Annotated in this window: 16 protein-coding genes; 13 read left to right on the top strand and 3 right to left on the bottom strand. The window is 73.4% G+C overall.

Translation table 11 applies throughout. From position 1 onward, the window contains the following. Positions 1-138: 138 nt before the first annotated feature. The 12 genes from ftsZ (at position 139) to dnaE (ending at position 14,098) form a co-directional block, all read left to right on the top strand. Positions 139-1,344 (top strand): cell division protein FtsZ, encoded by a 1,206-nt coding sequence (gene ftsZ / locus DSZ44_RS08890; protein ID WP_110852270.1) that lies wholly within the window; start codon positions 139-141, stop codon positions 1,342-1,344. Between the two features lie 14 nt (positions 1,345-1,358). Continuing rightward, a complete protein-coding gene (locus DSZ44_RS08885; protein ID WP_110852269.1) occupies positions 1,359-2,117 on the top strand; it encodes a purine nucleoside phosphorylase YfiH/LACC1 family protein in 759 nt (252 codons plus the stop codon). Positions 2,118-2,239: 122 nt separating this feature from the next. Continuing rightward, positions 2,240-2,713, top strand: coding sequence for a cell division protein SepF (locus DSZ44_RS08880; RefSeq protein WP_110852268.1), 474 nt, complete (start codon positions 2,240-2,242; stop codon positions 2,711-2,713). Positions 2,714-2,716: 3 nt separating this feature from the next. Next, positions 2,717-3,010: a YggT family protein gene (locus tag DSZ44_RS08875; protein WP_110852267.1), complete on the top strand. Its 294-nt coding sequence runs from the start codon at positions 2,717-2,719 to the stop codon at positions 3,008-3,010. Positions 3,011-3,117: 107 nt separating this feature from the next. After that, entirely contained in the window at positions 3,118-3,816 is a 699-nt protein-coding gene (locus tag DSZ44_RS08870; RefSeq protein ID WP_110852266.1) for a DivIVA domain-containing protein, read from the top strand. A 64-nt stretch (positions 3,817-3,880) separates the two neighbouring features. Further along, positions 3,881-4,747 (top strand): signal peptidase II, encoded by an 867-nt coding sequence (gene lspA, locus DSZ44_RS18270; RefSeq protein WP_181424583.1) that lies wholly within the window; start codon positions 3,881-3,883, stop codon positions 4,745-4,747. Beyond that, on the top strand, positions 4,740-5,666 hold the full coding sequence (locus DSZ44_RS08855; RefSeq protein ID WP_110852265.1) for an RluA family pseudouridine synthase: 927 nt from the start codon (positions 4,740-4,742) through the stop codon (positions 5,664-5,666). Before lspA ends, DSZ44_RS08855 begins: the two co-directional genes overlap by 8 nt. Beyond that, positions 5,663-6,133 (top strand): GNAT family N-acetyltransferase, encoded by a 471-nt coding sequence (locus DSZ44_RS08850; RefSeq protein ID WP_110852264.1) that lies wholly within the window; start codon positions 5,663-5,665, stop codon positions 6,131-6,133. The genes DSZ44_RS08855 and DSZ44_RS08850 overlap by 4 nt, the downstream gene beginning before the upstream one ends. A 44-nt stretch (positions 6,134-6,177) precedes the next feature. After that, on the top strand, positions 6,178-7,776 hold the full coding sequence (locus DSZ44_RS08845) for a helix-turn-helix transcriptional regulator (protein WP_110852263.1): 1,599 nt from the start codon (positions 6,178-6,180) through the stop codon (positions 7,774-7,776). 126 nt (positions 7,777-7,902) lie between these two features. Beyond that, on the top strand, positions 7,903-8,985 hold the full coding sequence (locus DSZ44_RS08840) for a flavin-containing monooxygenase (RefSeq protein ID WP_110852262.1): 1,083 nt from the start codon (positions 7,903-7,905) through the stop codon (positions 8,983-8,985). A 204-nt stretch (positions 8,986-9,189) separates the two neighbouring features. Beyond that, positions 9,190-10,371, top strand: coding sequence for an FAD-dependent monooxygenase (locus DSZ44_RS08835; protein ID WP_110852261.1), 1,182 nt, complete (start codon positions 9,190-9,192; stop codon positions 10,369-10,371). Between the two features lie 160 nt (positions 10,372-10,531). After that, positions 10,532-14,098: a DNA polymerase III subunit alpha gene (dnaE, locus tag DSZ44_RS08830; RefSeq protein ID WP_110852260.1), complete on the top strand. Its 3,567-nt coding sequence runs from the start codon at positions 10,532-10,534 to the stop codon at positions 14,096-14,098. Between the two features lie 29 nt (positions 14,099-14,127). Here the strand turns inward: dnaE and DSZ44_RS08825 are convergent, their stop codons facing one another. The 3 genes from DSZ44_RS08825 to DSZ44_RS08815 form a co-directional block, all read right to left on the bottom strand. After that, positions 14,128-14,988, bottom strand: a complete 861-nt coding sequence (locus DSZ44_RS08825; RefSeq protein WP_110852259.1) for an amino acid-binding protein — start codon at positions 14,986-14,988, stop codon at positions 14,128-14,130. A gap of 157 nt (positions 14,989-15,145) precedes the next feature. Continuing rightward, a complete protein-coding gene (locus DSZ44_RS08820) occupies positions 15,146-15,718 on the bottom strand; it encodes a biotin transporter BioY (protein ID WP_110852258.1) in 573 nt (190 codons plus the stop codon). A 98-nt stretch (positions 15,719-15,816) separates the two neighbouring features. Beyond that, entirely contained in the window at positions 15,817-16,041 is a 225-nt protein-coding gene (locus DSZ44_RS08815; RefSeq protein WP_258369348.1) for an RNA-binding S4 domain-containing protein, read from the bottom strand. Positions 16,042-16,113: 72 nt separating this feature from the next. Between DSZ44_RS08815 and hisD the strand changes: the two genes are divergently transcribed. Beyond that, positions 16,114-17,442, top strand: a complete 1,329-nt coding sequence (gene hisD, locus DSZ44_RS08810) for a histidinol dehydrogenase (RefSeq protein ID WP_110852256.1) — start codon at positions 16,114-16,116, stop codon at positions 17,440-17,442. Positions 17,443-17,625: the final 183 nt, after the last annotated feature.

The raw sequence follows: 17,625 nt of genomic DNA, 5'->3' as shown, positions 1-17,625 counted from the left end.
GACACACCCACGGAGGTCGTTGCTGGGGGACCTGTCGGCACCTAGCGTTCCGGGTGCGCAAGAATGACATAAGTCTAACGCTCAACTTGAGGTTGAGGGTTGGCCGAGGACCAGCAGCAGACAAGTGAGGGGGCCGACGTGGCGGCACCGCAGAACTACCTAGCAGTGATCAAGGTGGTGGGCATCGGAGGCGGCGGTGTCAACGCCGTCAACCGAATGATCGAGGTCGGGTTGAAGGGCGTGGAGTTCATCGCCGTCAACACCGACGCACAGGCGCTGCTCATGAGCGACGCCGACGTCAAGCTCGACGTCGGCCGTGAGCTCACCCGTGGGCTCGGCGCCGGCGCGGACCCCGAGGTCGGCAAGAAGGCCGCCGAGGACCACGCCGAGGAGATCGAGGAGGTGCTGCGCGGGGCGGACATGGTGTTCGTCACCGCGGGCGAGGGGGGTGGCACCGGCACGGGCGGCGCGCCCGTGGTCGCGCGGATCGCGCGCTCGCTCGGCGCCCTGACCATCGGCGTGGTCACCCGTCCCTTCACCTTCGAGGGACGCCGTCGCTCCACCCAGGCCGAGGCCGGCATCGAGGCGCTGCGCGCCGAGGTCGACACGCTCATCGTCATCCCCAACGACCGCCTGCTGTCGATCTCCGACCGCAACGTGTCGGTGCTCGACGCCTTCAAGAGCGCCGACCAGGTCCTCCTGTCCGGTGTCCAGGGCATCACCGACCTCATCACCACCCCGGGTCTGATCAACCTCGACTTCGCCGACGTCAAGTCCGTCATGCAGGGTGCGGGCAGCGCCCTCATGGGCATCGGCTCGGCGCGCGGTGAGGACCGGGCGGTCCAGGCCGCCGAGCTGGCGATCTCCTCCCCGCTCCTCGAGGCGAGCATCGACGGCGCCTACGGCGTCCTGCTCTCCATCCAGGGTGGCAGCGACCTCGGGCTCTTCGAGATCCACGAGGCCGCCCGGCTCGTCCAGGAGGCGGCCCACCCGGAGGCGAACATCATCTTCGGCAACGTCATCGACGACGCCCTCGGCGACGAGGTGCGCGTCACCGTCATCGCGGCGGGCTTCGACGACCCGGGCGCGAACGCCCCGGCCCCGGTCGCCCCGCCGCGCCGCGCCGCGGCCCCGGTGACGCTCCCCAGCGCCCCCAGCGCTCCGGAGCCGCCCGTCGCCGCCAGCCCCGAGCCGGTCCGCCAGGAGCAGCCCGCCGAGCCGGTGCCCGCCTACGCGGGCAACGAGGGCGAGCGTCGTGGCCTGGAGGTGCCCCGCGTCTTCGACGAGGAGCCGGTGCGCAGCCGCCGCGAGGAGGACCTCGACATCCCCGACTTCCTGCGCTGAGGCAGGCCGAGCGCATGCTCGAGCTGGTCCCTGCCGACCTCGGTCCCGGCGCGCGTGGTGGCTTCACCACGCGCGCCGGTGGCGTCTCCTGGGGCCCGTACTCGGGCGTCGACGGGAGCGGCGGGCTCAACCTCGCCTTCCACGTGGACGACGACGAGGACCGGGTCATCGCCAACCGGGACCTGCTCGACCGGTGGGCCGGCCACCACGTCGCCTGGATGAGCCAGCGGCACTCGAACCGCGTGCGGCTCGTCACGCGGCCTCCCGGAGCGGGGCGCTCCACGCTCGGGGGGTACGACTCCCTCGTCGGGCGGCGCAGCGGGCCGGGTGCACCCGCCGTCGGCGTCATGGTCGCCGACTGCGTCCCCCTGCTGGTCGCCACTCCGGACGGCGGCCTCGTCGCCGCCGTCCACGTCGGTCGCCAGGGCCTGGCCGACGGTGTCGTGCCCGCCACGCTCGCGGCCCTCACGGCCGAGGGAGCCTCGGTCCCCGAGCTCTACGCCTCCCTCGGCCCCAGCATCTGCGGCCGCTGCTACGAGGTCCCGGCCGACCTGCGGGAGGCGGTGGCCGCCGTCGTCCCGGCCGCGTCCGGCACGACGGCGTGGGGCAGCCCCTCCCTCGACATCCCCGCCGGCGTGGTCGCCCAGCTCACCGCCGCCGGCGTCCGCCGCGTGCAGCGGCTGGACGCGTGCACCCGCGAGGACGAGCGCTTCTACTCCTTCCGGCGCGACGGCGTCACCGGCCGCTTCGCCGGCGTCGTCCGTCCCGCCTGAGATCGCGCGAGAACGGTGACGACACGCCGCGCGTCGGTGCGCGGACTGGGCACGGGCCTGGTCTAGCGTCACGACAAGGAGCGGCACGAGGTGTGATCGCAGAACTCGAGACGGGAGCAGTCATGGCCGGAGCACTGCGCAAGACGATGGCGTACCTCGGACTGTCCGAGGACGAGGGGGACTACGTGGACGAGCTCGACGTGCCCCGCCACGAGGAGCCGGCGGCCGCCGAGGCCCGCCCCGAGCGCGAGGAGCCGCGCGCCCAGGTGACGCCCATGCGCGTGGTGCCCGCCCCCGAGCCGGTCGAGCACGATCTGCGCCGGATCAGCACGGTGCACCCCGCCACGTACAACGAGGCGCGGGTCATCGGCGAGGCGTTCCGCGACGGCACCCCCGTCATCATGAACCTCACCGGCATGAGCGAGACCGAGGCCAAGCGGATGGTCGACTTCTCCGCCGGGCTGGTCTTCGGCCTGCACGGCTCGATCGAGCGGGTGACCAACCGGGTCTTCCTGCTCTCCCCGGCCAGCGTGGAGGTCGCCTCCGACTCGGGCCAGCCCGAGACCGGCCCCGGCCGCCTGTTCAACCAGAGCTGAGACGTGCAACTCGTCTTCTCGATCGTCTACTTCCTGCTCCTGCTCTACCTGGTCGTCCTCATCGGGCGCCTGGTCCTGGACTGGGTGCAGGTGTTCTCCCGCGACTGGCGCCCGAAGGGCGTGCTCCTCGTGCTGGCCGAGCTCGTGTACACGCTCACCGACCCGCCCCTGAACTGGCTGCGCCGCTACATCCCGCCGCTCCGGCTGGGCCCCGTGGCGCTCGACCTGGGCTTCATCATCCTGTTCCTGGGCGTGAGCATCTCGATGCAGGTGGCCGCTTCCCTGTCACTCCCGTGACGCATGTGAACCCCGTGACGTGCTGGCTCTAGTAACGTTCCGCTAACGTGGACCCGTGAGACGCGCGACGCTCACGACCGAACGACTGACTTACTGAGGTGACGACTATGGCGCTGCTCACAGCGGACGACGTGCTGAACAAGAAGTTTCAGCCGACGAAGTTCCGGGAGGGTTACGACCAGGACGAGGTCGACGACTTCCTGGACGAGGTCGTCAACACGCTGAGCTCGCTCAGCGCGGAGAACGAGGAGCTCAAGGCGAAGCTCGCCGCCGCCGAGCGGCGCGTGGCGGAGCTGAGCAGCGGGGAGCAGCCCACGGCCGTGGCCGCGGCACCGGAGCCGCAGCCCGAGCCGGAGCCCGAGCCCGAGCCCCAGCCGGAGCCCGAGCCGGAGCCCGAGCCCCAGCCCCAGCCCTCCTTCGCGCCGCCCGCCGCGGCGGCGCCGGCCGAGGGTGTCACCGAGAACGCCGACGAGCCGACCTCGGCGACCGGCATGCTCGCCCTGGCGCAGCGTGTGCACGACGAGTACGTCAACAACGGCAAGCAGGAGGGCGAGCGCATCCTCCACGAGGCCCGCACCGAGGCGGACCGCATCGTGCGCGAGGCCGAGGAGACGCACAACCGCACCCTGGCCCAGCTCGAGCAGGAGCGTTCGCTTCTCGAGCGCAAGATCGACGAGCTGCGCGTCTTCGAGCGCGACTACCGCACGCGTCTGAAGAGCTACCTCGAGTCCCTCCTGTCGGACGTCGAGGGTCGCGGCAACGTCTCCGGGCGTGGTGACTCCGGCTCGGCGCAGTTCGGTCGCTGAGTGTGACACGACGGCGGCGGCCCGCGGGGCCGCCGCCGTCGTCGCATGTCAAGGAAGGGAACGCATGACCCAGCAGCAGCGGGGCAGGCGCGGGATGGTCATCCTCCTCGTCGCCCTGGCCCTCGGCATCGCCGGCATCGACCAGGCGACGAAGTACCTCGCCGAGGAGCGGCTGACCCAGGGTGTCTACATCCCCCTCGTCGGTGACCTCCTCGGCTGGCAGCTCATCTACAACCCGGGGGCCGCGTTCTCCTTCGGGACCGGGATGACGTGGGTCTTCACGGTCATCATGGTCGTCGTCATCGTCGTCGTGCTGCGGGTGGCGCGCCGCCTGCGCTCGGCCGCCTGGGCGCTGGCCCTGGGGATGCTCCTGGGGGGCGCGGTCGGGAACCTCTACGACCGGCTGCTGCGCGAGCCCGGCTTCGCCCGCGGCCACGTCGTGGACTTCATCAACTACAACGGCTGGTTCGTCGGCAACGTCGCCGACATCGCCATCGTGCTCGCCGCCGTCCTCATCGCCGTCCTCGCGCTGCTCGGGATCGAGGTCGACGGCACCCGCGTCGTCACCCCCCGCGACGACGAGGACGCCGCACCCGCCGACGACGACGGCGAGCCGTTGAGCGAGGAGCCGCTCGTCGACGAGACCGACTTCTCCCCGGAGGTGCCGCGCGCCACCGACGACGACGGCGTGGACGTCGCCACCTGGGTGAGCGGGGCGAGGTCCGCGGCCGCCACCCCGGCGCCGGCCGGCGAGGCACCGGCTCCCGCACCGGCCGCGCCGACGTGGTCCGCCGTGCGGCCGGCCGCGGAGACGGAGCCGGCCGGCGAGGCCGCGACGTCCGGGGAGCGCACCGGCCCTGCCGAGGCGGTCCGGCGCCGCCCGCGCAGCCGCCGGGAGATCCGACTCACCTCCTCCGACGACGATGCCTGAGACCCGTTCCCTGCCCGTCCCTGACGGACTCGCCGGCGAACGCGTCGACGCCGCCCTGTCTCGGCTGCTCGGCCTGTCCCGCACCCGCGCCGCCGAGCTGGCCACCGAGGGCGGTGTCGTCCTCGACGGCCGCACCCTGGCCAAGTCCGACCGGCTCGTCGCCGGCGGGTGGCTCGAGATCACCCTGCCCGACGCCCCGTCGGCGCCACCGCCGGAGCCCGTCGCGGGACTGGCGATCGCCTACGAGGACGACGACGTCGTCGTCGTCGACAAGCCCGTCGGGGTGGCCGCCCACGCCAGCCCCGGCTGGCAGGGGCCCACCGTCGTCGGGAGCCTCCACGCCGCCGGGTACCGGGTCTCCACCTCCGGGGCGGCCGAGCGGCAGGGCGTCGTCCACCGGCTCGACGTCGGCACGTCCGGGCTCATGGTCGTGGCCAAGTCCGAGCTCGCCTACACCGTCCTCAAGCGGGCGTTCAAGGAACGTACGGTCGAGAAGGTCTACCACGCGCTCGTCCAGGGCCACATGGACCCGTTCGCCGGGACCATCGACGCGCCCGTGGGACGCGACCCGCGGCACGACTACCGCTTCGCCGTCGTCGCCGACGGCAAGCCCGCCGTCACGCACTACGAGACGCTCGAGGCGATGTCCGGGGCGTCCCTGCTCGAGATCCACCTCGAGACCGGCCGCACCCACCAGATCCGGGTCCACACCTCCGCGGTGCGCCACCCCTGCCTGGGGGACACGACCTACGGCGCCGACCCCGTCCTCGCCCAGCGGCTGGGCCTGACCCGGCAGTGGCTGCACGCGGTGCGTCTCGGCTTCGCCCACCCGCGCGACGGCCGGGAGCTCGTCGTCACCAGCGAGTACCCCGACGACCTGGCGGGGGCGCTCGAGATGGTGCGGGAGGGACGCCGGTGAGCGTGCTCGTCCGCACCGTCACCACCCGCGAGGAGCTCGAGGCGGCCTGGGCGGTGCGCTTCGCCGTCTTCGTCGACGAGCAGGGCGTGCCGGCGGACATCGAGGTCGACGAGCTCGACGAAGACCCGACGACCACCCATGTGCTCGCCGTCGACGAGGCCACCGGCGAGGTGCTCGGCACGGGCCGGCTCCTGCTCGACGCGCCAGGTCACGTCCACCTCGGGCGCCTGGCCGTGCACGCAGCAGCGCGCGGCCGCGGCGTGGGTGCCCGGCTCGTGACCGCGATCGTCGAGCTCGCCCTCGAGCACCACGCCGTGGGCGCGCCGCCGGCCGTCGAGGTCGTCCTCAGCGCGCAGGAGTCGGCCATGGGCTTCTACGAGCGGCTCGGCTTCTCCGTCGTGTCCGGTGAGCGCTACCTCGACGCCGACATCTGGCACCAGGACATGGCCCGCACCCTCACCCGGTAGCCCGGTAGCCCGGTAGCGCGCCAGGTGAGCGCGATACTGGGGAGGTGAGCAGCGACGCCCTCGCCCGTGCTCGGTCGGCGTACACCGACCGACGGTGGGCCACGGCCTTCGCCGCGTTCCGCGAGGCGGAGCGCACCGCGCCGCTCGACCCGCGGGACCTCGACCGGATGGCCGAGTGCGCCCACCTGCTTCACCGGAGGGAGGAGTACTTCGCCGCCCGGGAGCTCGCCTACCGGCGGCACCTCGGCCGCGGTGACGACGCCGCAGCGGCCCTGAGCTCCTTCTGGATCGCGGTGCAGCACCTCCACGACGGGGAGCTGGCCCACGGCACCGGGTGGCTGCAGCGGCTCGAGCGGCTCGCGCCGGCAGGAGGCGACGAGCGGCTCGCGGGCTACCTGTCGCTCGCGCGCTCGTTCCCCGCCGCGGGCAGCGGCGACCTCGCCGGCGCCGCCCGCCTGGCCGTCGCTGCCGCACGCGCGGCCCACGAGTCCGCCGACCCCGACCTCGCCGCCCTGGCCCTCCACCAGGCCGGGCTCCTCCGCCTCGCCGAGGGCCTCGTGCAGGAGGGCTGCGCCCTGCTCGACGAGGCGATGGTCGTCGTCACCGCCGACCGCGTGTCCTCGATGGTCACCGGGATCGTCTACTGCGGGGTCGTCTCCGGGTGCTGGGAGGTCTACGACATCGGGCGCGCGCACGAGTGGACCGACGCCATGGCGGGCTGGTGCGCCACCCAGCCGGAGATGGCGGGCTTCGTCGGGGAGTGCCGGGTGCGCCGCGCCGAGCTCCGCCAGCTCGTGGGGGACTGGGTGGGAGCCGACGCCCTCCTCGTCGGCCTGGACGACGACGTCGACCGGACCTCCGCGGCGCTCGCGGCGTCCGTGCGCGGTGACCTGGCGCGGCTCCAGGGGCGGTGGCCGGACGCGGACGCGGCGTACGCCGCGGCTGCCCGCGGCGGGTGGGAGCCGCAGCCCGGTCTCGCCCTGCTCCGCCTCGCCCGGGGCAGCACACAGGCGGCGGCCGCCATGGTGCGCCGGGCCCTGGTCGAGCCGAGCGCGGTCGCACGGAGGGTGCCCCTGCTCGCGGCGGCGGTGGAGGTCCTGCTCGCCGTGCGGGACGAGCCCGGGGCGAGCGCAGCAGCGGAGGAGCTGGTTGGGCTCGCCGAGCGGCAGGACAGTGACCTCGTCCGCGCGGTCGCCGCCCAGGCGCAGGCCCGCCTCGCGCTGGCGGCCGGCCGGCCCGCGGAGGGCGGGGCCGCGGCGCGCCGCGCCCTCACCACCTGGCTGCGCACCGCGGTGCCCTACGAGGAGGCGCGGGCCCGGGCGCTCGTGGCGGCAGCCTGCCACGCCCTCGGTGACGTCGAGTCCGCCGGCCGCGAGCGGGACACCGCCCGGGAGATCTTCACGAGCCTCGGCGCAGGGCCGGACGTCGAGGCGCTGGACCAGCGAGCCCGTCAGCTGCTCACCGCGCGCGAGGTCGAGGTGCTGCGGCTCGTCGCCACCGGGGCCACCAACCGGGCCATCGCCGAGAGCCTGGTCCTCAGCGAGCGCACGGTCGACCGGCACGTGAGCAACATCCTCACCAAGCTCGACGTCACCAGCCGGGCTGCCGCCACGTCACGCGCCGTCGCGTGGCAGCTGCTCTGACCCGCCGCACCACCCGCCGGCGGTACCCACTCCCGCCGTCGTCCCCGGTTGGGTGGTTCCACCGATGCGCCCGGCCCCGGCCCCTCCGTAGCGTTCGAACCGTCGCAGCGACCGAGGGAGCAGACCATGGACCACACGATCGTCATCGGTGCCGGACAGGCGGGACTCGTCGCCGGCTACCACCTCGCCCGCCGCGGGCTGCCGTTCACGGTCCTCGAGGCCGACGACCGCGTCGGCGGAGGGTGGAACCACCGCTGGGACACGATGCGGATGTTCACCCCCGCGGGCAGCCTCGGGCTGCCCGGCATGCCCTTCCCGAGCGACGAGCTCTTCCCCTCGGGCGCGCAGATGGCCGCGTACCTCAGCACCTACGCCGAGCGTGTCGGCATGGACATCAGGACGGGTGTCGCCGTCGACGGGCTCTTCCGGGACGGCGACCGGTTCCAGGTGACCGCCGGCGCGGCCACCCTCACCGCCGCCAACGTCGTCCTGGCGACCGGGGCCGAGCGGGTCCCGAACGTCCCGGCCCTCGCCCGGCGGCTCTCCTCCGGGATCGTGCAGCTGCACTCGGTCGACTACCGCAACCCGGCCCAGCTGCAGCCGGGCGGCGTCGCCGTCGTCGGTGCGGCGAACTCCGGGGCGGACATCGCCCTCGAGCTCGCCGCCACCCACGACGTCGTGCTGTGCGGACGCCACCCGGGGCACGTCCCGCTCCGTATCGAGTCCAAGGCGATGCTCACCGTCTTCCCCCTCATCGCCCTCACCTGGAACCACGTCCTCACGCGGGACACCCCGCCCGGCCGCAGGTCGAGGGAGAAGCTGCTGTCGGGCCACGGCACGCCGCTCATCCGGGTCAAGCCCCGGGACCTCGCCGACGCGGGCGTGCGCCGCGCCGCGCGCGTGACCGACGTCGTGGAGGGCCTGCCCGTCACCGCTGTCGGTGAGGTGCTCGACGTCGCCAACGTCGTGTGGGCCACCGGCTTCCTCCCCGGCCACGACTGGATCGAGCTGCCCGGGCTGGACTCCTCCGGCTTCCTCGACAACGACCGCGGCGCCGTCACCGGTCAGCCCGGTCTCTACGTCCTCGGGCAGCTCTTCCAGCACCGGTTCTCCTCGCACAACTCCTTCGGCGTCGTCCCGGACGCCGAGCTGGTGGTGGGCGACATCGCGCGCCGAGCCCACCGTGCCGGGGCGTCCGTCCGCCCGTGACCGGGCGCGCGGCGGCCGCCCGCCACCGCCGTCGGCGCCCGCACGCCGAGCGACCTGGATCCCGGCCCGAGGTGGCCGGCTGTGTCCGTCCCGTGACGAGGACACCGCTCGTCGCTCCGACGTCACCGGCCACCCGGGCTGCGGCATGATGGGCGTCCTCACCGGCGGCGGGCCGCCGGGCGCTCAGGAGCGAGAGGAGTTGCCGTGGCTGACCGTGGACGCAGCGGCGTCGTCGTCGGCGGCGGCATCGGCGGGCTTGCCGCAGCGACCGCGCTGAGACTGGCGGGCTGGGACGTCACCGTGCTGGAACGCTCCGCCGAGGGCGGGGAGATAGGCGCGGGCCTCACGATCATGGCGAACGGGCAACGGGCGCTGCGCGAGCTCGGCCTCGCCGACGCCGTCGTCACCTCCGCCACGCCCCAGGGCGGCGGTGGGGTCCGGGACCGCTCAGGACGCTGGCTCGCGCGGGTCGACAGCGCCGCCCTGGAACGGGAGCTCGGCACCTCGGCCATCGGGATCCACCGTGAGCAGCTGCACCGGGTGCTGCGCGAGGTGCTGCCCGCTGGCGCGCTCGTCACGGGCGCCGAGGTTCTCGACGTCACCGCTGGACCGCCCGCGTCGGTCACCTTCGTCCGTGACGGGGAGCGGCGCACGATCACGGCGGATCTCGTCGTCGGAGCCGACGGCATCGGGTCGGCCGTACGTCGCAGGCTCTGGCCCGACCACCCGGGTCCGGCCCACACGGGCGTGACGGCCTGGCGCTCGGTGACCGCAGAGCGGTGGCCGCTCGACCTCGTCGGTGCCGTCACCTGGGGCCCAGGCACGGAGTTCGGAACGGTGCCCCTGGTGGACGGGCGGGTCTACTGGTTCGCGGCCGTCGCCGGCGCCCCCGTGGGGCACCGGTTCGCGGACGAGGCCGCCCACCTGCGCAGGCGCTTCGCCGGCTGGCACGCCCCGATCCCCGACCTGCTCGCCGCCACCGAGCCGGGTGCCGTCCTGCGCCACGACCTGCAGCACCTCGCAGTGCCCCTGCCCAGCTACGTCACCGGCGCTGCCGCTCTCCTCGGGGACGCCGCCCACGCCATGACACCGAACCTCGGGCAGGGCGCGGCGCAGGCCCTGGAGGACGCCGTCGTGCTCGGGCGGGCGCTGGCCCGGTACGAGGACGATGTCCCCGCCGCGCTCCGCGTCTACGACCGCACCCGGCGGCCGCGGTCGCAGGCGGTGGCTCGGGCCTCCCGCTGGAGCGGCCGGTTCGGGCACGAGCTGCGCTCCGCGCCCGTCGTTGCGCTGCGCGACCTGCTGGTGCGCGCCACGCCCGCCACCGTTGCGCTGTCGTCGCTGGCACGGTTCGCCCACTGGGAGCCAGAGCTGGTCGAGTCCTGACCCGAACCGCCGGCTCCGGGGGCGACGGAGACGTCCCGCGCGGCTGCTGCGCGCGTCGTCGTGGCTGCCTCACGCCGGGAACGGCGTCGACACGCCGAGCGACCTGGATCTCCCCTCGAGATGGCCGGTCGTGTCAGTCGCGCGACCTAGACTGACGGGCATGGCTGCTGGAGGATCTGACAACTTCACCCACCTCCACGTGCACACCGAGTACTCGATGCTCGACGGTGCCTCCAAGGTCGACGAGCTGCTGGGCGAGGCCGCCCGGATGGGCCAGCCCGCCCTGGCGATCACCGACCACGGCTACCTCTTCGGGGCCTTCGACTTCTGGTCCAGCGCCCAGAAGCACGGCGTCAAGCCCATCATCGGGCTCGAGGCCTACGTCACGCCGGGCACCTCGCGCTTCGACAAGTCCCGGGTGCGGTGGGGCGAGGAGCACCAGGCCAAGGACGACGTCTCCGCCCGCGGCTCCTACACCCACATGACGCTCCTGGCCCGCAACAACCAGGGGATGAACAACCTCTTCCGGCTCGGGTCGCGCGCCTCCATCGAGGGGCAGATGGGCAAGTGGCCGCGGATGGACCGCGAGCTCATCTCCACCCACGCCGACGGCCTCATCGCCACCACCGGCTGCCCGTCGGGCGAGGTGCAGACCCGCATCCGGCTCGGCCAGTACGACGAGGCGCTGCGCGCCGCCCGCGAGCTGCAGGACATCTTCGGCCGCGAGAACTACTACGTCGAGCTCATGGACCACGGCCTGGACATCGAGCGCCGCGTCGTCACCGACCTCCTGCGCCTGGCCAAGGACATCGGTGCGCCGCTCCTGGCCACCAACGACTCCCACTACACGCGCCCGGACGACGCCCGTACACACGAGGTCATGCTCGCCCTCCAGTCGGGCAGCAAGCTCACCGAGCCGAGCTACGACCAGGGCGGCAGCCGCTTCGCCTTCACCGGCGACACCTACTACCTGCGCCCCGCCGCCGAGATGCGCGAGGTCTTCCGCGACCTCCCCGAGGCCTGCGACAACACCCTGCTCGTCGCCGAGCAGTGCGACGTCACCTTCCGGACCGCCGCCGACGGTGCGAACTACATGCCCCGCTTCCCCGTGCCCGCGGGGGAGGACGAGCACTCGTGGTTCGTCAAGGAGGTCGAGAAGGGCCTGAACTACCGCTACCCCGACGGCGTGCCCGACCACGTCGAGAAGCAGGCGCGGTACGAGGTCGAGGTCATCACCCAGATGGGCTTCCCCGGCTACTTCCTCGTCGTCGCCGACTTCATCAACTGGGCCAAGTCCCAGGGCATCCGCGTGGGCCCGGGCCGTGGCTCCGGTGCCGGCTCGATGGTCGCCTACGCGCTGCGCATCACCGACCTCGACCCGCTCGTCCACGGCCTCATCTTCGAGCGGTTCCTCAACCCCGACCGCGTCTCGATGCCCGACTTCGACGTCGACTTCGACGAGCGTCGCCGCGGTGAGGTGATCCGGTACGTCACCGAGAAGTACGGCGACGACCGCGTGGCCCAGGTCGTCACCTACGGCACCATCAAGGCCAAGCAGGCCCTCAAGGACTCCGCACGCGTCCTGGACTTCCCCTTCCAGATGGGGGAGAAGCTCACCAAGGCGATGCCGCCGTCGGTCATGGGCAAGGACATCACCCTCGCGGGCATCTTCGACCCGCGCGACAAGCGCTACGCCGAGGCCGAGGAGTTCCGCCAGCTCCACGCCGCCGACCCCGACGCGCAGTCCGTCGTCGAGACCGCCCAGGGCCTGGAGGGCATCAAGCGGCAGTGGGGCGTGCACGCCTGCGCCGTCATCATGTCCAGCGAGCCGCTCCAGGACGTCATCCCGGTCATGCTGCGCCCGCAGGACGGCGCGATAATCACGCAGTTCGACTACCCGCAGTGCGAGAACCTCGGGCTGCTCAAGATGGACTTCCTCGGGCTGCGCAACCTCACCGTCATCGACGACGCGCTCGAGAACATCGAGCGCAACGGCAAGGCGGTCCCGGACCTCGAGCGCCTCCCGCTGGACGACCCCCTCACCTACGCCATGCTGGGCCGCGGTGACACGCTCGGGGTGTTCCAGCTCGACGGCGCCGGCATGCGCACGCTGCTGCGCCTCATGCGCCCGGACAACTTCGAGGACATCTCCGCCGTCGGCGCGCTGTACCGGCCCGGCCCGATGGGCGCGAACTCCCACACGAACTACGCGCTGCGCAAGACCGGCCAGCAGGAGATCGAGCCGATCCACCCCGAGCTCGAGGAGCCGCTCGCGGAGATCCTCGGCACCACCTACGGCCTGATCGTCTACCAGGAGCAGGTGATGGCGATCGCGCAGAAGGTCGCCGGGTACACCCTCGGCCAGGCCGACCTGCTGCGCCGCGCCATGGGCAAGAAGAAGAAGGCCGAGCTGGACAAGCAGTTCGCCAGCTTCGAGGCCGGCATGCTCGAGCGCGGCTACTCCCCGGCCGCGGTCAAGACCCTGTGGGACATCCTCCTGCCCTTCTCCGACTACGCCTTCAACAAGGCCCACTCGGCGGCGTACGGGATCATCTCCTACTGGACCGCCTACCTGAAGGCGAACTTCCCCACGGAGTTCATGGCCGCCCTGCTCACCTCCACCCAGGTGAACAAGGACCGCCTGGGGCTGTACCTCGGCGAGGCCCGGCACATGGGCATCACCGTGCTGCCCCCCGACGTCAACACCTCCGTGGGCTCCTTCGCGGCCGTCGGCGAGGAGATCCGTTTCGGCCTCGCCGCGGTGCGCAACGTCGGCGCGAACGTCGTCGAGGCGATCATCTCCACCCGCGAGGCGAAGGGGGAGTACACCTCCTTCACCGACTTCCTCGACAAGGTGCCCGCTGTCGTGTGCAACAAGCGCACCATCGAGTCGCTCATCAAGGCCGGGGCCTTCGACTCCCTCGGCCACACCCGCCGCGCGCTCCTCGCCCGACACGAGGAGGCCATCGACATGGTCATCGACGTCAAGCGCAACGAGGCGGTCGGCCAGTTCGACCTCTTCGCCGGCCTGGGCGGCGACGGCGGGGCCGGCGGGGCCGGGTTCACCATCGACATCCCCGACCTGCCCGAGTGGGACAAGCCGGAGAAGCTCACCTTCGAGCGCCAGATGCTCGGGCTCTACGTCTCGGACCACCCGCTGTTCGGTCTCGAGCACGTGCTCCAGCGGGCCGCGGACGTCTCGATCGCCAACCTGCTCACCGACGAGACCCGGGCCGACGGCTCCACGGTCACCATCGCGGGTCTGGTCACCTCCCTGCAGCGGAAGATGACGAAGAACGGCAACCCGTGGGCCATCGCCACCGTCGAGGACCTCGAGGGCGCGATCGAGGTGCTGTTCTTCCCGCAGACCTACTCGACGGTCTCGACGATGCTCGCCGACGACTCCATCATCACGGTCAAGGGCCGCCTCAACCGGCGCGACGACATCCCGACGATCTACGCCTCGGAGATGACCCTGCCGGACGTCTCCCAGGCCACCGACGGTCCGGTGCAGCTCACGCTCGCCGCCAACCGGTGCACGGCGCCGCTCGTCGAGCGGCTCAAGGGCATCCTCACCGACCACCCGGGCAGCTCGGAGGTGCGGCTGCGGCTCACCAGCCCGGGCCGGTCGACGACGATGCGCCTGGAGGACTCCTTCCGCGTCGAGCCGTCGACGGCCCTCTTCGGTGACCTCAAGACGCTCCTCGGTCCCGGCTGTCTCGTGTAGCCACCCGCGTCAGCCCTCCCCGCCCGGGCTCAGCCCTCGGCGTGAGGTGCGGCCGCGCCCAGGCCCGAGAGCCGGACGCCGTCGACGAGCTCGGCCAGCTCGGCGAGGCGGTGCGCGCGGGCCGACTCGGCGAGCGTGAACGGCTGCCCCGCCCGGGCGAGCACGACCGCGCCGCGCCAGCCGGCGTGGATCTTCAGCCGCGTGGCGTCACCTGACAGGTGGGAGGTGGGGTCGCCGGGTCCGCCGTCGACCACCTCGGCACCGAGCAGGTCGGCGACGGCCTCGGGGAGCTCGTGCGGCGCCTCCGCGACGCGCAGGGCCGTGCACAGCGCCCGGGTCGGGTTGTCGACCAGGGCCAGGGCGGTGGTCGGCCACACCTGGACGTTGCGGCCCCCGCCGTCCTCGACGGCCTCCACGAGGTCCCGCGCGGTGATCTCCTCCGGGACGTCGACGACGAACTCGTCGACCGCCCCGTCGGCACCGGGCTGGACCTGCACGCCGAGGATGTTGCCGTCGAGCATGCGCAGCTGCCGGGTGATGGACTCGAGGCTGCCGGGGGTGTCCCGCACCGTGGTCCGCAGCCGCCACAGCGAGCCGGCGGCATCCAGGCGCCTCCGCTCGCGCAGGATCGGGCCGTGCAGCCAGCGCCTCAGCAGCCGCGTCACCGAGGGTTCCGCGACCCACACGGCCAGGGCGGTGGCCGTCACCGTGAGGACGAGCACCTTGGTGAGGAGTGGGAGGTCGCTGGCCACGACGGCCGCGTGCACCGCCAGCTCGAGCGGGAGCATGGCCAGCACGGTGGCAGCCGTCCGGCGTGCCTTGCGCGGCTCGGGCAGCCGCCCGCACACCTCGCAGGCCAGCGTGTCCGTCGGGTCCCCGTGGTCGTCCATGCCCCCAGGCTGGCCGACCCGCGTTCCGGGGAGGTTTCGTCCGCGAGACAGCCGCGTGAAACTTCACCGGCAGGGCCTGGCTAGATGGTCACCGTCGCCAGCTCGTGGACGGCGCGTGCCACGCCTGCCGACCCGGCTCACCGCGGCGGCGGGTGGCTCAGTCCCGGCGGCCGAGCAGGCGCCAGGCGGCGGGCAGCAGCCCCGCGGCGGCCGCGGCCTTGAGGACGTCGCCGAGGAGGAACGGTGCGACACCCAGCAGAAGGGCCTCGCCCAGGCTCACCCCGAGGCTCACCATGAGCCACGGCACGCCGCCGGCGTACACCGCGAGGGTCGCCAGGGCGGCCGCCCCGGCCATCGACAGCGGGCTGCGGTCGGCGCGGCGCCGGGCGAGCGCGCCCACGAGGCCGGCGGCCAGCACGTAACCGATGACGTAGCCGAAGGACGCGGTGTGCCACCCGGCGCTCTGCTCGGCGAACCACGGCACCCCGGCGACCCCGGCCCCGAGGTAGAGCAGCATGCTCAGCGTTCCCCGCACCGGCCCGAGCGAGGCCCCCACGAGCAGGACGGCGAAGGTGCCGAGCGACAGCGGCACGGGGGTGAAGGGCAGCGGCACGACCACCTGGGACAGCACGCCGGTGACGACGGCGCCACCGGCGACGAGCGAGGCGTCCCGGACGAGGCCTGCGGGCAGCGAGTCGGCGAGGACGGCGGCGGGGGTGGTCGTGGTCATGGTCTACCTCTCATCGGGAACACCGGCCACGCTAACGAGGGGCGGGCACGGAGCGGGGTGCGGACCCGCACAGATTCGGGGCGGCGGCTCTGTAGCGGTCAGCCGACGACAGCGACGAGGACCCCGCCGGGAGTGCTCACCTCGACGCGTGCCCCGGTGGCGAGCTGGCGCCCCCGGCGGGTCTCGACGACGCCGTCGACGCTCACCTCGCCGTCGGCGATGAGCTCGCGGGCCTGCGCCCCGGACTCGGCGAGCGAGGCGAGCTTGAGGAACTGGCCGAGCCGGATCTCCCCGTCGACGGGCACGACGTTCTGCGCTTCCATGGCACCGATCATGCCCTGCCGTGGGCTGGACGGCCCCCGCCGCGCCCCGGCGGGCGTCATACGATCAGGCACATGCTCCGGCGAATCGACCTCCGCGCCTCCGACCTGACCCCCGACGCCCTCGTCGACGTGCTGCCGCGCGCCACGCTCGACGTCGAGGCCGCCATGGCGCAGGTGCTCCCCATCATCGACGACGTCCGCTCCCGGGGCGGCGCCGCCCTGCGAGACCTCGCCGAGCGCTTCGACGGCGTGCGGCCCGAGCACCTGCGGGTGCCGGCCCAGGCCCTGGCCGAGGCGCTCGACGGCCTCGACCCGCAGGTGCGCGAGGCGCTGGAGATGTCGATCGCCCACAACCGCGCTGGCCACGCCGCCCAGCTGCCCGCCGAGCGGGACACCGAGATCCTGCCCGGCGGCCACGTCCGTCAGCGCTGGGTGCCGGTGAGCCGGGTGGGCCTCTACGTCCCCGGCGGCCTCGCGGTCTACCCCTCGAGCGTCGTGATGAACGTCGTCGCAGCGCAGGTGGCCGGCGTGCGCTCGCTGGCGGTCGCGAGCCCGCCCCAGCGAGCCTTCGGCGGCCTGCCCCACCCGACGATCCTCGCGGCGTGCGCGCTGCTCGGCGTCGAGGAGGTCTACGCCGTCGGTGGCGCGCAGGCCGTGGGCATGCTCGCCTACGGGGCGGCCGGGCAGGACGGCACCGCCGACGACGCGCAGCTGTGCGCGCCCGTCGACGTCGTCACCGGGCCGGGCAACATCTTTGTCGCCGCCGCCAAGCGGGCCGTCATGGGCCGGGTGGGCATCGATGCCGAGGCCGGCACCACGGAGATCGCCGTCCTCGCCGACGCCGGTGCCGACCCCCGCTTCGTGGCCGCCGACCTCATCTCCCAGGCGGAGCACGACCCCGCCGCCGCCTCCGTGCTCGTCACCGACAGCGTCGAGCTGGCCGACGCCGTCGACGCCGAGATCGAGCGGCAGGCCGCAGCGACCAGGCACGCCGAGCGGGTGCGTACCGCGCTCTCGGGCCCGCAGTCCGGCACCGTGCTCGTCGCTGACCTCGCGCAGGGGATCGCCGTGTGCGACGCCTACGGGGCCGAGCACCTCGAGATCCAGACGGCGGACGCCGCCGCCGTCGCCGAGCGCATCCGCAACGCCGGCGCGATCTTCGTCGGGCCCTACAGCCCGGTGCCGCTGGGGGACTACCTCGCCGGCTCGAACCACGTGCTGCCCACCGGCGGCACGGCCCGCTTCGCGTCGGGGCTCAGCGTCATGGCCTTCCTCAAGCCGGTCCAGGTCATCGAGTACGACGACGCCGCGCTGCGGAAGGTCGCCGGGCCGCTGCGCGCGCTCGCCGTCTCCGAGGACCTGCCTGCCCACGCCGACGCCGTCGACGTCCGCCTGGGCTGACCCGCAGTTCCTGCCTGCGCGACCTGCGCTCTCGACGGCAGCTGCGTCGTCGGCGGCAACTGCGCTGTCGGCGGTAACTGCGCTGTCGGCGGTAACTGCGCTGTCGGCGGCGGGGGGCGGGGCGGCGGCGGGGGGCGGTGCGGCGGGGCAGATGTGCGCGCTCGGTGAAGGTTCGGGCGTCGG

Source organism: Georgenia satyanarayanai, from assembly GCF_900116375.1.
Classification (GTDB): domain Bacteria; phylum Actinomycetota; class Actinomycetes; order Actinomycetales; family Actinomycetaceae; genus Oceanitalea; species Oceanitalea nanhaiensis.
Note: the sequence above shows the minus strand (reverse complement) of the source record. Positions and strands in the feature narration are given on the sequence as shown.

Excerpts from the sequence above, each read along its gene's own strand:
- DSZ44_RS08840 (WP_110852262.1), top strand. The coding sequence starts at position 7,903 with ATGGACCACACGATCGTCATCGGTGCCGGACAGGCGGGACTCGTCGCC.
- dnaE (WP_110852260.1), top strand. The coding sequence starts at position 10,532 with ATGGCTGCTGGAGGATCTGACAACTTCACCCACCTCCACGTGCACACC.
- lspA (WP_181424583.1), top strand. The coding sequence starts at position 3,881 with ATGACCCAGCAGCAGCGGGGCAGGCGCGGGATGGTCATCCTCCTCGTC.
- DSZ44_RS08885 (WP_110852269.1), top strand. The coding sequence starts at position 1,359 with ATGCTCGAGCTGGTCCCTGCCGACCTCGGTCCCGGCGCGCGTGGTGGC.
- DSZ44_RS08820 (WP_110852258.1), bottom strand. The coding sequence starts at position 15,718 with ATGACCACGACCACCCCCGCCGCCGTCCTCGCCGACTCGCTGCCCGCA.
- DSZ44_RS08815 (WP_258369348.1), bottom strand. The coding sequence starts at position 16,041 with ATGGAAGCGCAGAACGTCGTGCCCGTCGACGGGGAGATCCGGCTCGGC.
- DSZ44_RS08870 (WP_110852266.1), top strand. The coding sequence starts at position 3,118 with ATGGCGCTGCTCACAGCGGACGACGTGCTGAACAAGAAGTTTCAGCCG.
- hisD (WP_110852256.1), top strand. The coding sequence starts at position 16,114 with ATGCTCCGGCGAATCGACCTCCGCGCCTCCGACCTGACCCCCGACGCC.
- DSZ44_RS08855 (WP_110852265.1), top strand. The coding sequence starts at position 4,740 with ATGCCTGAGACCCGTTCCCTGCCCGTCCCTGACGGACTCGCCGGCGAA.
- DSZ44_RS08825 (WP_110852259.1), bottom strand. The coding sequence starts at position 14,988 with ATGGACGACCACGGGGACCCGACGGACACGCTGGCCTGCGAGGTGTGC.
- DSZ44_RS08880 (WP_110852268.1), top strand. The coding sequence starts at position 2,240 with ATGGCCGGAGCACTGCGCAAGACGATGGCGTACCTCGGACTGTCCGAG.